The sequence below is a fragment of the Paenibacillus polysaccharolyticus genome (genome assembly GCF_023714295.1).
GTDB classification, from domain to species: domain Bacteria; phylum Bacillota; class Bacilli; order Paenibacillales; family Paenibacillaceae; genus Paenibacillus; species Paenibacillus polysaccharolyticus_A.
Genome location: NZ_JAMAUN010000020.1, coordinates 36,116 through 49,243 on the forward strand (window position 1 = coordinate 36,116; position 13,128 = coordinate 49,243).

At 45.6% G+C, this 13,128-nt stretch carries 12 protein-coding genes and 1 other RNA gene; all 13 read left to right on the top strand.

Features of this window, described 5'->3' with window-relative positions; genetic code table 11:
• The first annotated feature begins 449 nt into the window (after positions 1 to 449).
• The 13 genes from M3629_RS27810 to M3629_RS27870 all read left to right on the top strand — a co-directional run bounded on the left by M3629_RS27810 (position 450) and on the right by M3629_RS27870 (position 12,810).
• Positions 450 to 2,054, top strand: a complete 1,605-nt coding sequence (locus M3629_RS27810) for a CTP synthase (RefSeq protein ID WP_251512140.1) — start codon at positions 450 to 452, stop codon at positions 2,052 to 2,054.
• Positions 2,055 to 2,280: 226 nt separating this feature from the next.
• The gene (locus M3629_RS27815; protein WP_353056786.1) at positions 2,281 to 2,667 is read left to right on the top strand and encodes a response regulator; all 387 of its coding nucleotides are present in this window, start codon (positions 2,281 to 2,283) and stop codon (positions 2,665 to 2,667) included.
• 259 nt (positions 2,668 to 2,926) lie between these two features.
• Positions 2,927 to 3,781 carry a class II fructose-1,6-bisphosphate aldolase gene (gene fba / locus M3629_RS27820; RefSeq protein WP_056698160.1) on the top strand — a complete coding sequence of 285 codons (855 nt, stop codon included), beginning with the start codon at positions 2,927 to 2,929 and terminating at the stop codon, positions 3,779 to 3,781.
• A 147-nt stretch (positions 3,782 to 3,928) separates the two neighbouring features.
• Positions 3,929 to 5,182: a UDP-N-acetylglucosamine 1-carboxyvinyltransferase gene (locus M3629_RS27825; protein WP_251512142.1), complete on the top strand. Its 1,254-nt coding sequence runs from the start codon at positions 3,929 to 3,931 to the stop codon at positions 5,180 to 5,182.
• Positions 5,183 to 5,679: 497 nt separating this feature from the next.
• Positions 5,680 to 7,005 (top strand): transcription termination factor Rho, encoded by a 1,326-nt coding sequence (rho, locus tag M3629_RS27830; RefSeq protein WP_251512144.1) that lies wholly within the window; start codon positions 5,680 to 5,682, stop codon positions 7,003 to 7,005.
• A 91-nt stretch (positions 7,006 to 7,096) separates the two neighbouring features.
• On the top strand, positions 7,097 to 8,371 hold the full coding sequence (locus tag M3629_RS27835; protein ID WP_251512146.1) for a radical SAM protein: 1,275 nt from the start codon (positions 7,097 to 7,099) through the stop codon (positions 8,369 to 8,371).
• Positions 8,372 to 8,474: 103 nt separating this feature from the next.
• Positions 8,475 to 8,672 carry a 50S ribosomal protein L31 gene (gene rpmE, locus M3629_RS27840; protein WP_056698168.1) on the top strand — a complete coding sequence of 66 codons (198 nt, stop codon included), beginning with the start codon at positions 8,475 to 8,477 and terminating at the stop codon, positions 8,670 to 8,672.
• A 151-nt stretch (positions 8,673 to 8,823) separates the two neighbouring features.
• Positions 8,824 to 9,091: signal recognition particle sRNA large type (ffs, locus tag M3629_RS27845), an RNA gene on the top strand.
• A gap of 176 nt (positions 9,092 to 9,267) precedes the next feature.
• Positions 9,268 to 11,013, top strand: a complete 1,746-nt coding sequence (gene dnaX, locus M3629_RS27850) for a DNA polymerase III subunit gamma/tau (RefSeq protein WP_251512148.1) — start codon at positions 9,268 to 9,270, stop codon at positions 11,011 to 11,013.
• 57 nt (positions 11,014 to 11,070) lie between these two features.
• Entirely contained in the window at positions 11,071 to 11,382 is a 312-nt protein-coding gene (locus M3629_RS27855; RefSeq protein WP_251512149.1) for a YbaB/EbfC family nucleoid-associated protein, read from the top strand.
• Between the two features lie 35 nt (positions 11,383 to 11,417).
• Positions 11,418 to 12,017, top strand: a complete 600-nt coding sequence (gene recR, locus M3629_RS27860) for a recombination mediator RecR (RefSeq protein WP_062329683.1) — start codon at positions 11,418 to 11,420, stop codon at positions 12,015 to 12,017.
• Between the two features lie 191 nt (positions 12,018 to 12,208).
• Complete coding sequence (locus M3629_RS27865; RefSeq protein ID WP_251512151.1) at positions 12,209 to 12,484, top strand: DUF2508 family protein; 276 nt, start codon at positions 12,209 to 12,211, stop codon at positions 12,482 to 12,484.
• A gap of 56 nt (positions 12,485 to 12,540) precedes the next feature.
• Positions 12,541 to 12,810, top strand: a complete 270-nt coding sequence (locus tag M3629_RS27870) for a pro-sigmaK processing inhibitor BofA family protein (protein WP_251512153.1) — start codon at positions 12,541 to 12,543, stop codon at positions 12,808 to 12,810.
• Positions 12,811 to 13,128 lie beyond the last annotated feature (318 nt).

A 13,128-nucleotide genomic window follows, 5' to 3' on the forward strand; every position in this document is an offset into this window, starting at 1 on the left:
AGCCTTGACAGCAGACGGGGTAACGGGTAAACTATTGCATGGGCTTATGAATGAGCGACAATATATTTATGTTTTTTAGAGAAAGTGCCCCGTCCTGCGGGAGTACTTTCTTTTTGTATTTTTAGAGGCAGAATGATGTCAAATGATTACTTTTCCGACTGCTCCCGGCCAAACCTTTTCGGCCTGTTTTTTGTATGTTCAAACAACGAAAATGGAACTACTGACGAGGTTTAGAGATGGGACAAGCGTGGATGAAGGCTCCCGGAAAGTTTGCATTATTTTTCGCCAGGAACGATGTGTAGTTAAAACCGTCTTCGCTGAGAAGAGCAGATTGCAGGTTCAGTTAATTTCTGCCATTGCTCTTTTTAACGATGATTACCTGGGAAACGGGTTACGATAACACCATATATCGCCTGAATTTCTGTACTTATATTAGGAGGGTAATAACAGTGACAAAGTATATTTTCGTGACGGGCGGAGTTGTGTCCTCCCTGGGCAAAGGGATTACAGCGGCCTCGCTGGGCAGATTGCTGAAGAACAGAGGACTCAAGGTAACGATTCAAAAATTCGATCCATACATCAACATTGACCCGGGAACCATGAGTCCTTATCAACATGGTGAGGTATTCGTAACAGATGATGGCGCAGAGACGGACCTGGACCTTGGCCACTACGAACGTTTTATCGACATCAATCTTTCCAAAAACAGCAATGTCACGACAGGTAAAGTGTACTCTTCTGTAATCAGCAAAGAGCGTCGCGGGGAGTATCTGGGCGGTACAGTTCAAGTTATTCCACATATCACAAACGAGATCAAAGAGCGTGTATTCCGCGCTGGACGTGAAGCGGGTTCCGATGTCGTTATTACCGAAATCGGTGGCACAGTGGGCGATATTGAAAGTTTGCCATTCTTGGAAGCGATCCGTCAGATTAAGAGTGATGTAGGCCGTGACAACGTGATGTACATTCACGTTACGTTGATTCCATACATCAAAGCTGCCGGTGAAGTGAAAACAAAACCGACACAACACAGCGTGAAAGAATTGCGCAGCATCGGGATTCAGCCAAACGTTATCGTTTGCCGTACGGAATATGAGTTGTCCAAGGACATGAAAGCCAAAATCGCACTTTTCTGTGATATTGACGAGAATGCGGTAGTCGAGTGCCGTGATGCAAGTACATTGTATGAAGTACCGCTTAACCTTCGTGAAGAAGGACTGGATGAGATCGTGGTTAACCACCTGAAGCTGACTACTCCTGCACCGGATATGAGCGAGTGGGAAGGTCTGGTAAACCGGATCAGTAAATTGGAGCGCACGGTTGAGATTGCGATCGTTGGTAAATATGTAGCATTGCATGATGCTTACCTGAGCGTTGTAGAGTCCTTGTCACACGCAGGTTTTGCTTCCAACGCGGATGTGAAGATCCGCTGGGTTCATTCCGAAGATGTTACAGATGAAAATGTGGGTGACATGCTGCACGGTGTTGGCGGAATTCTCGTTCCTGGTGGTTTCGGCGACCGGGGCATTGAAGGTAAAGTGTCTGCGATCCGTTATGCTCGTGAGAAAAATATTCCGTTCTTCGGTATTTGCCTCGGTATGCAGGTTTCCGTAATTGAATATGCACGTTCCATCGTCGGATTGAACGGCGCAAACAGCTCGGAGATCAACCCGGCAACGGAGTTCCCGGTAATCGATCTTTTGCCCGAGCAAAAAGATATCGAAAATCTGGGCGGTACGATGCGTCTTGGTCTGTACCCTTGCAAGCTGCAAGAAGGTTCCTTGGCGATGGCTTGTTATGATGACGAACTGGTATATGAAAGACACCGTCACCGGTATGAGTTCAACAACGAATACCGTGAAGCGATTGAAAAAGCAGGTCTTGTTATTTCCGGTACATCACCGGATGGACGCCTGGTTGAGATTGTCGAACTTCCTGGACACCCGTGGTTCTTGGCAGTGCAGTTCCACCCGGAATTCACTTCCCGTCCAAACCGTCCGCAACCATTGTTCAGAGAGTTCGTGAAAGCTTCTTTGGAGAACGCGGAGAAATAATAAATTGAATCGGTGAAATCCCGGCATTATGAGGATGTTTCTGGCTGCTTTTATAGCGCGGAGGCATCCTTTTCTTTTTAGTAAAGATGTAGATTGATTTACTCTTTGTCAATTTGAGATAATAGAAGGATTTTAATGGAAGAGGTAGAATACTTATCATGACGACTATGGGATAGTTATCCAGATGTAGTGTGTATATGCTTTCCTAATTCTAGGAGGTTACAGCGTGGAAGAGAAAAAAGTTCTGATTGTCGATGACCAAAACGGTATTCGTATTCTACTAATGGAAGTATTCAGCAGTGAAGGGTATAACACGTTTCAGGCGGCGAACGGCAAGATTGCACTCGAGATTGTAAATAGGGACAAGCCGGATCTGGTTTTGCTGGATATGAAAATTCCAGGAATGGATGGGCTTGAAATACTGAAGCATATCAAGGAGATCGACCCAGACATCAAGGTTATTATGATGACGGCGTATGGAGAACTTGACATGATCAAGGAAGCTACCGATCTGGGTGCACTCATGCATTTTACGAAACCGTTTGATATCGATGAGATGCGTGTAGCCGTCAATATGCAACTTCGCAATGGCGCTGCGAACAAGTGCAGCTAAATCCTGTCGATACAGGATTTTTTTGCGTCAACTACCATCTGCACGTAATTATAAGAAAATGGTGTATTTCACCTGTTTGTGTAGGGAATATTGGAAATGGTAACGCCATCATGCCGTGTCTGTGAAAACTGTGCTGCAAAGCACAGCATTTTTGCAAAAGCTTGTTTAGTATTTGACATGGGATGTGGTATAATAAGCCCGTATGTGATTTCGGCTAAAAACCATAGACACAACCCAAACCCCTAGGAGGATTGAAACCATGCCATTAGTATCTATGACAGACATGTTGAACAAAGCACTTGAAGGAAAATACGCAGTTGGTCAATACAACATCAACAACCTTGAGTGGACTCAAGCGATTCTTACTGCCGCTGAAGAAGAGAAATCCCCAGTAATTCTGGGCGTATCCGAAGGTGCAGCACGTCACATGGGCGGTTTTACTACTGTAGTTAAAATGGTAGAAGGACTCTTGATCGACATGAAAATTTCCGTACCAGTTGCTATTCACCTGGATCACGGTTCAAGCTTCGACAAATGTAAAGAAGCGATCGATGCTGGCTTTACATCCGTTATGATCGACGGTTCCCATCACTCCATCGATGAGAACATCGAAATGACTAAAAAAGTCGTTGAATATGCACATGCTAAAGGCGTTTCTGTAGAAGCTGAAGTTGGTACTGTAGGCGGACAAGAAGACGACGTTATCGGTGGTATTCAATACGCTGACCTGAACGAATGTATCCGTATCGTTAAAGAAACGGGTATCGATACTTTGGCGCCAGCCCTGGGTTCCGTACACGGTCCATACCAAGGCGAGCCGAATCTCGGATTCAAAGAAATGGAAGAAGTTCGTGACGCGGTACAAGTTCCGCTCGTATTGCACGGTGGTACAGGTATTCCTAAGCACGATATCGATAAAGCAATCTCTTTGGGTACTTCCAAAATCAACGTGAACACAGAGAACCAAATCTCGTTCACAAAAGCAGTTCGTGAAGTACTTGCAGCAAAACCAAACGCTTACGATCCGCGTACGTTCATCGTACCAGGCCGTGATGCAATCAAAGAAACCGTTAAAGGTAAAATCCGTGAGTTTGGTTCTAACAACAAAGCGTAATTTATCTTTAAAAGTTCCATACTGTGAAATGGAAGAACACCGCCTAGCCGGTGTCTTTCCATTTTCACACCTTATTTCTACATCGTTAGCCATCAGCACGTATTGCCGTTCATCGGCTGCAAAACACGTAGGGGGACATTAAGCTTTATGGAAAAATTAATGATTAGTGGCGGACGTCCGTTACAGGGAACTGTAACTATAAGCGGCGCCAAAAACAGCGCCATTGCGCTTATTCCTGCAGCATTGCTTGCCGAGTCAGAGGTCGTGCTCGATAACTTGCCATTACTCAGTGACGTGGCCGTATATGCAGAAATTTTGGAGGAACTCGGAGCGCGTGTGACTTGGGAAGGCAGTCAGATGAAAATTGATCCTTCCGATATTAAATCAATTCCAATGCCAAACGGTCCTGTGAAGAAGCTTCGTGCTTCGTATTATATGATGGGAGCACTGCTTGGACGTTTTAAAGAAGCAACAATAGGTTTGCCTGGAGGTTGTAATTTTGAACCTCGTCCAATTGATCAACATATCAAAGGGTTTGAAGCGCTTGGCGCAACTGTAACAAATGAACACGGCTCGATCCATTTGTATGCCAAAGAGCTACGCGGAGCTAAAATATATCTTGATGTAAGCAGTGTTGGTGCGACCATCAACATTATGCTGGCGGCCACTCGTGCCAAAGGCTCTACAATTATTGAAAACGCGGCTAAAGAGCCTGAGATTATAGATGTAGCAACACTTTTGAATTCTATGGGTGCCAGTATCAAAGGTGCAGGTACAGAGACGATTCGAATTGAAGGGGTATCTGAGCTTAAGGGTTGCCGCCACTCCATCATTCCAGATCGTATTCAGGCTGGAACATACATGATTGCCGCAGCGGCTACGCGCGGAGACGTACTCATTGATAATGTCATTCCTAAGCATTTGGAGGCTTTGACAGCCAAATTGCTGGAGATGGGTGTGGGTATCGAGGAGTTGGACGAAAGTATTCGGGTTATAGGACAACCGCAGTACAGTCATGTTGATGTGAAGGCGCTGGTATATCCAGGGTTCCCCACCGATCTGCAGTCACCAATGACCAGTGTGTTAACTCAGGCGACCGGTGTAAGTGTACTCAGCGATTTTGTATACAGCAATCGGTTCAAACATGTGCCTGAGCTGGTTCGCATGGGCGCCAAAATCCGTGTGGAAGGCCGATCAGCCATTATTGAAGGCAGTGCACTGAATGCGGCTAAAGTCAAAGCATCGGATCTTCGTGCTGGAGCAGCATTAGTCATAGCCGGACTTACCGTCAGTGAAGGAGTTACTGAGGTGACGGGAGTTGAGTTTATCGATCGTGGATACGATCATTTGGTGACCAATTTACGTTTGCTTGGTGCAGACGTTTGGCGGGAAACCGAATAGGTATTACGTGATGCAGCATCGTATACATTCTGCTTCAAGCGTGATTTGTAGCGGTGCTGCATAACCTGTAGTAGAATGGGGTAAACTATTCTAATAGATTTTGCATTCTCTTCCGGATATGATGAACTGTAACAGGTTCTGGTTCCGGAGGGTCTTTTTTTGAAATAAACATCATAAGGCTTTATGAGCACTTCATTCTTTATATTGTTTTTGAAAATCATTCCCTTTCTACAATCCCCGGATTTGTTTGAACCTGCGCTTCATAGCCGGTCTTCCCGGATCGATCGCCCCATGTTTGGAGTTCACTCATTAAGGATCATGCCATGTAATGGCCATTCCACCCGGAAACTTACACACCAAGACATGTATTTGCATTATAACGGTTACATTCCGTACAATGGATAGAAGAGATTGTGGTAGAACTGCTTTCTATGGCTTGAATTAGCTAACGAAACTATCCATTTCACGGACTCATTAATTGAATAGGTGGTTATTATATGGATCTGCAAATTTCCGATTTGGAAGAAATGAAATTAACGGACCTCTATAAGCTGGCGAAGAAATACCAGATTCCTTATTACGGGACCCTTAAAAAGAAAGAGTTAATCTTTGCCATACTCCGTGCGCAAGCGGAACAAAGTGGTTTGATGTTTATGCAGGGTGTGCTCGAGATTTTACCTGAAGGTTACGGTTTTTTGAGGCCGATCAACTACTTGCCAAGCACGGAAGATATTTATATCTCAGCTTCACAGATTCGCAAGTTTGACTTACGGACGGGTGACCTTGTATCAGGTAAATGTCGAACGCCAAAAGAGAATGAGAGATATTTCGGTCTATTGCAAGTTAACGCTGTGAATGGTGAGAATCCATCAGCGGCTGCGGAGAGACTTCACTTCCCGGCATTAACCCCACTGTATCCGCAGAAGAAACTGGTTCTTGAAACATCCCCGAGCCATTTATCCACACGTATTATGGATGTGCTTGCCCCTGTAGGGTTGGGACAACGTGGATTGATCGTAGCACCTCCCAAAGCCGGTAAAACGCTTCTCCTCAAAGAAATTGCCAACAGCATCTCAACTAACAATCCAGAAATTGAACTTTTTGTCCTGTTGATTGATGAACGTCCAGAAGAAGTAACGGATATGTCTCGTTCGGTAAAAGGGGAAGTTGTTGCTTCCACGTTTGATGAGCTGCCCGAGAATCATATTAAAGTAGCGGAACTAGTGCTGGAGCGTGCACTGCGTTTGGTTGAAGCCAAAAAGGATGTCGTTATTTTGCTCGATAGTATTACACGTCTGGCCCGTGCATATAACCTGGTGATTCCGCCATCCGGGCGTACACTAAGTGGTGGTATTGATCCAGCAGCATTCCATCGTCCGAAGCGTTTCTTTGGTTCTGCTCGTAATGTAGAAGAAGGCGGCAGTCTGACCATTTTGGCAACAGCGTTAATTGACACGGGATCACGTATGGATGACATCATTTATGAAGAATTTAAAGGCACGGGTAATATGGAGCTTCATCTGGATCGCAAATTGGCTGAACGCCGTATTTTCCCTGCCATCGATATTCGCCGTTCCGGTACGCGCCGTGAAGAGGTGCTGCTTAGCAAGGAAGAGCTGGATACGATCTGGGCCATCCGTAAAAATATGAATGATTCCCATGACTTCGTTGAAGGTTTCCTGAAAAAACTACGCAACAGTAAAACGAATGCCGAGTTCCTGGCTGCATTTGATGCAACTGGCAATGTGCCCTCCAGCAATGCTGGAACGACAACAACTCGCCGTTCCCCAAGACAAACGGCTACATCAGGAACATCGAATTAACGTTTGAACTGCAGTTTGAGTTCGTATAACGTAGCCCTGCCATATATATACTCGTCGTCAGGTTTAACCCAATAGATGTGAGGAGAACATCATGTATTTAGTATACGCAGATGAAAAAGGTAATGTTTTTGATCATCCCTCCCTGTACGGACTCGCCCGTAGCGGAGATATGATTGTGGAGATAATGGAGGATGAGTTGATTCCTCTGCCGGATGGTGCAACATTGGTTGGTCTTCCAAGCACCCGTCCTATCGGCATGGACCCGGATACAGGCGAGATGTTGCCTTTGCCGAGTGATACACAAGCCGTAGGTGCACTATTGCCGCAAGGCTTTACGCGTCTGTGCTTGCCAGGTTATGTGAAAACGGATAAGGAATACAAGCTACCGTTGTTTGGGTATTCGGCTGTCGTTTGGAAAGATGGCGGTTTCTACGTTACGGCTTCCCAGTCCGATACTCCGGAGAAATGGAATCCGATGAACTGTGATCGTAACGATGTGCGCTCTGGGGTTAAACGATTTACGGAGAAGTATCCAGAGAACCGTTTGTACACCCACCTGTCCAATTGTGCACTGGGTTATGAGTGTCTCACGTCTTCGAACACTTTCTTGAATCGCTGGGAAGGCGGCGTCCCTGTGTCGTACTCTTGTAATGCCGGTTGTTTCGGTTGTATCTCTGAACAACCGGATGACAGTGGCTTCGTATCACCACAGACGCGGATGAACTTCCGTCCTCGTGTAGACGAGATCGTTGAAGTGATGCTGGAACATCTGAAAACACCGGAATCTATTATTAGCTTCGGACAGGGATGTGAAGGTGAACCTTCCACACAGGCCAAGTTAATTATTGAGGCCATTCGCGAAGTGCGCTCCATTACGGATATGGGGTATATCAACATTAATACCAATGCGGGCTTAAATGATCATATCCGCGGAATTGTGGATGCAGGGCTGGATCTGATGCGTGTGAGTACGATCAGTGCATTGGATGATCACTACAACGCATATTACAAACCTCGTGGATATACATTGGCTAATGTAGAGAAATCAATGAAGTACGCTGCGGAGCAAGGGGTATATACCTCCATTAACTATCTGATCTTCCCGGGTGTAACGGATCGTGAGGAAGAGATTGAGGCAATGATTGAATTTGCACGCCGCACCAACCTACGATTGATTCAGATGCGTAACCTGAATATTGACCCGGAGAGCTATCTGGAGTTAATTCCACCAGCACAGGGCGATATTTTGGGAATGAAGCAGATGCTGGAGATTTTCGCGGAAGAGTTGCCGGATGTTGTCATCGGGTCGTATACGCATGTTCCGCCAGCAGGGATGGCTCGCCCTAAAAAGCTGATTACCTCTTGAATGAATTAGATTGCAACCGGGTTTAGGCCGTGTTATAATCTGCTGTGTTGTGCCATTTACTCTGGGTCCGCTTGAGGCTCAGGGCGGAAAGAGGTGAAAGGTAATGAAAGAAGCAATTCATCCTAAATACACGATTGGTCAAGTATCCTGCGCATGCGGTAATACTTTTGAGACTGGTTCGGTTAAAGACGGACTTCGTGTAGAGATTTGCTCCGCGTGCCACCCGTTCTTCACAGGTAAACAGAAGTTTATCGATGCTGGCGGCCGTGTGGATCGTTTCAAAAAGAAATACGGAATCTAATCGTACAATTCCTTGTGAATTGTCTAATTATTGTATCCCAATCACCCCTGCTATTTTGGCAGGGGTTTTTAGTTGCTTATGCAGAGCGTCGCGGAGTTTCCATTTTCCAGCTGGTTGCATTTTGGACTACCTTACGTTATACTATTTCTTACCGTGCTAGATGGGGAGGTAGCGGTGCCCTGTAACTCGCAATCCGCTATAGCGAGGTTGAATTCCTGTTAGAGGTTTTGTCGATGTGAGGTTTGGTCCCTGAACGTGGTGTTGACGGTTGGGTCCTCCGCAATGAGTACTCATGAACCTGGTCAGGTCCGGAAGGAAGCAGCCATAAGTGAGATCACTCTTGTGCCGGAGGGTTGCCTAGCCTGAGCTATTGTTCAGGGGTGCCGCTTGGATCGCAAATATCGATAGCAGGTGCACGGCTTAACCTTATAAATGTAAAGACCTTTGCAGCAGTATGAATGCAGGGGTCTTTTTTGATATGTTGAAAAAACTGCGCATGAAATGAGTCAGATAAAGTTTGGATTCACTCTGGAATATAGTATAATGGGGTGACGACAACGGACTCGAATGCGAAGTGGAAGGAAGGTAACGCATCATGGAGCATATCGCGTTATACCGGGCGTGGCGTCCTCAGTCGTTCCAGGATATGGTGGGACAACAACATATTATTCAGACCTTGCAGAACGCGATTCGTGAACAGCGGACTTCCCACGCTTATTTGTTTAGCGGTCCCCGAGGGACGGGGAAGACAAGTGCAGCCAAAATATTGGCCAAAGCTGTAAACTGTGAACGCGGACCTGCAACTGAGCCTTGTAACGAATGTGAGGCTTGCCGCCGAATTACGAACGGCGCTGTTATGGATGTGCAGGAGATTGATGCTGCATCCAATCGGGGCGTCGAGGAGATCCGTGATCTTCGGGAAAAGGTGAAGTATGCCCCTACCGAAGTCCGGCAGAAGGTTTATATTATTGATGAAGTGCACATGTTGACGACAGAGGCGTTCAATGCTTTGCTCAAAACACTGGAGGAGCCGCCGCCACATGTGATGTTTATTTTGGCAACGACAGAGCCTCATCGTTTGCCTGCTACCATTATATCGCGCTGTCAGCGATTTGATTTTCGCCGCGTATCTCTTGAAGAACAGACAGCCAGATTGGCTTTGATCTGTGAACAAGAAGGGATGGAAGCGGATCACGATGCGCTTCAATACATCGCTCGTCTATCTGATGGAGGGATGAGGGATGCGCTTAGCGTGTTGGATCAAATCTCTTCATTTACCGATGGGCGAGTAACGTATCAGCAGGTTATGGATATGACAGGTGGTATCCCTTCAGAACAATTTGCCAAGCTCGCAGCCTCCTTGCTGAAAGGGGATGTCGGTCATATTTTGCAGATGATCGAAGGCTTTATGCATGAAGGCAAGAGTGCAGATAAATGTATGGAGAATCTGCTCTATTATTTCCGGGATTTGCTGATGATCAAGATGGTGCCGGATGCGGACAAACTGACGGATCGGGTGTTGAATCCGGAATCGTTTCGAGATATGGCGGAATCGTTTACGAAGGAACAGTTGTTTCAGATGATCGATACGCTGAATCGGTACCAGAGTGAGATGAAATATGCAGTTCAGCCGCAGACATTGTTTGAGGTGGCTCTGCTTAAACTGTGTAGTATCCCGGCTATGGGCGGAGCTACTTCATCGGTTGGAGTGACTTCTCCTTCTGCACCCGCTGATACTGGAGAGATCAATCGATTGAAACAGCAGCTTGCTGAGCTGGAGAAAAAGCTAGATCGGGCGCTCAAGAGTGGTCTGTCAGGTGGGGATGCGGCTTCAAATGCTCCTGCACGACCGGCAACACGTGCGCCAATGTCCAGAGCGAACGCTCCAGTGAAGCTTCCGGCGAATTTGGATCAATATATTGCGCGCAAAGGATCTCCGCAATTCACGGAGATCAGCAAAAAATGGAGCCAGATTTTGCAACGTGTCAAAGAAGAGAAAGTTACGGTTCATGCTTGGTTTATGGATGGAGAGCCGGTTTCACTGCTCGAAGACAATGTGCTGGTTGCTTTTAAGAACAACATCCACCGTGAAACAACCGAAAAACAGGCGAATCGTGATGTCATTGAGCGGGTGCTTTCGGAACAGCTTGGGCGTCCGGCTCGACTTGTGACGATGATGCTTAGGGACTGGACTGGTGCGATGGAAGGAGCTTCTGAAACGCCAAAGGAGGATTTTAAGCTTGAACCAGAGCATGAAGACGGTGGTTCAGGCGATAAACAGCCTTGGATTGATGAAGCTATTCAGTTATTTGGCGAAGATCTCGTAGTCATTAAAGAGTAGTACATTACGAAGTAATGTGTATAATTTGAGATAACTATATAAAAGGAGATGACGGATATGAACAACATGAACCAAATGATGAAACAAGTGAAGAAAATGCAGGAGCAAATGCTGAAGGCGCAGGAGGAATTAGCGGACAAAACGGTTCAAGGTACTTCTGGCGGCGGAGTGGTAACTGCTGAAATTAATGGACATAAAAAACTACTCGCGATCACGATCAAGCCCGAAGCTGTAGATCCGGATGATGTTGAAATGCTTCAAGACCTTGTCATGACTGCTGTGAATGATGCTTTGACCAAAGCAGACGAAATTGCGAATCAGGATATGGGTAAATTCACGGGCGGCATGAAAATTCCGGGGTTATTTTAATATAAACTGATCCTGTCAAAAGGAGACACAACCGATTGTATTATCCTGAACCGATAGCCAAGCTGATTGATGCCTTCACCAGACTTCCTGGCGTTGGTCCAAAGACAGCGGCACGTTTAGCTTTTCATGTGCTTAACATGAAGGAAGATGACGTTATTGATTTTGCCAAAGCGCTCGTGAGCGTGAAGCGTAATCTCCATTACTGTTCTGTGTGCTGTAATATTACAGATACGGATCCTTGCCGGATATGTCAGGATAAGTCGAGAGATGTGTCCGTTATTTGTGTAGTTCAAGACTCGAAAGACCTGGTAGCTATGGAGCGGACTAAGGAATTCGATGGGTACTACCATGTGTTGCAGGGGGCGATTTCTCCAATGGAGGGAATTGGTCCGGATGATATACGCTTGAAAGAGCTTTTGACTCGTTTGAGTGATGAGCGAGTGAAAGAATTGATTTTGGCGACAAATCCCAATATAGAGGGCGAAGCTACGGCGATGTACATTTCCCGTCTAGTGCGTCCATTTGAAATTAGTGTGACACGTATTGCCCACGGACTACCCGTAGGCGGGGATCTGGAGTATGCAGATGAAGTTACGCTTTCGAAGGCACTGGAAGGACGCAGGGAGATGCGCTAATGTATCTAGCTGCATGTGAGCTTGATGAGGTTTGTGCTTATTAGAAAACAATTCAATAAATTGATTTATTTCCAAGAGAGAGCTGACAGCTCTCTCTTTTTTTATTTTAAAAGCAAATGTCCAAGTTCTAAGTTTGTCCCTACCTTGATATGTATGAGAGTGTGATATATGGATAAAAAGGGATGGTGTTTATGTTGATATGGCGAAAAAACCGAAGCTTAGGGGATGGAAGGAAAAGAGAACTGGCGAAACGGGAAGCGGAGTTGGTTTATGCGGATGTACAGAAGGCCAAACAAGAGTGGGAACGAGCGATGAGACAGTTTGAGGATGCTCTAGGAGAGGATGAGATCGATTATGCCATATATGTGCTTGAAGCAGCCGAGAGAAAATACCAGATTCATCTGAAGCGGGCCAAGCGGTTGAGTGGGATGGATATGGTTACTGCCGATCAAGAGCTTAGTATGTAACTAAAGTAGGCGACTGTGTATATTGTTGAAATGATATATAGTTGGAGGTGTAGTGTATGAAGAGTGTTATTCTGGGAAGTATATTGGTTGCCTCTCTGTTGGCGCTGGTCGTTATTTTATTTAGAAAACGCTTAGGATTATCAGTCTTTGCATCCATCGGAATTCATGTGGTATTAGCCGCTGTTGGGATATATATCGTAAATTACTCGGGTTGGATAACGGGAATTTATATCCCGTTAAACCCTGCGACAATCGGTACGGTTACATTTCTGGGACTCCCGGGGGTGGGGCTTTTATTGGGGTTGAAAATATCTTTATTCGGGTAGTTGACTACTGAGTGTGATCTATGGTACATTATATCTCGTTGCTTTGCTTGCTTGGTTACACGCTTTGTTTGAAACAAATGAAGTTCATTACAAACTTCAAAAATAACTTCAAAAAAACGCTTGACCAAAACAAACAAAGTATGATATATTATAAAAGTCGCCGCTGAGACAAGATGGTGACGGAAAAACAAGTTTGATCTTTGAAAACTGAACAACGAGTGAGTATCGATCTTGCTTGCAAGATCAAAAATGAGATTTTAATCTCGTCAGATTCAAAATGAGCTTATCGCTCTTTTCAATAACTTTATTGGAGAGTTT

Excerpts from the sequence above, each read along its gene's own strand:
- fba (WP_056698160.1), top strand. The coding sequence starts at position 2,927 with ATGCCATTAGTATCTATGACAGACATGTTGAACAAAGCACTTGAAGGA.
- M3629_RS27825 (WP_251512142.1), top strand. The coding sequence starts at position 3,929 with ATGGAAAAATTAATGATTAGTGGCGGACGTCCGTTACAGGGAACTGTA.
- rho (WP_251512144.1), top strand. The coding sequence starts at position 5,680 with ATGGATCTGCAAATTTCCGATTTGGAAGAAATGAAATTAACGGACCTC.
- M3629_RS27835 (WP_251512146.1), top strand. The coding sequence starts at position 7,097 with ATGTATTTAGTATACGCAGATGAAAAAGGTAATGTTTTTGATCATCCC.
- rpmE (WP_056698168.1), top strand. The coding sequence starts at position 8,475 with ATGAAAGAAGCAATTCATCCTAAATACACGATTGGTCAAGTATCCTGC.
- dnaX (WP_251512148.1), top strand. The coding sequence starts at position 9,268 with ATGGAGCATATCGCGTTATACCGGGCGTGGCGTCCTCAGTCGTTCCAG.
- M3629_RS27855 (WP_251512149.1), top strand. The coding sequence starts at position 11,071 with ATGAACAACATGAACCAAATGATGAAACAAGTGAAGAAAATGCAGGAG.
- M3629_RS27865 (WP_251512151.1), top strand. The coding sequence starts at position 12,209 with ATGTTGATATGGCGAAAAAACCGAAGCTTAGGGGATGGAAGGAAAAGA.
- M3629_RS27870 (WP_251512153.1), top strand. The coding sequence starts at position 12,541 with ATGAAGAGTGTTATTCTGGGAAGTATATTGGTTGCCTCTCTGTTGGCG.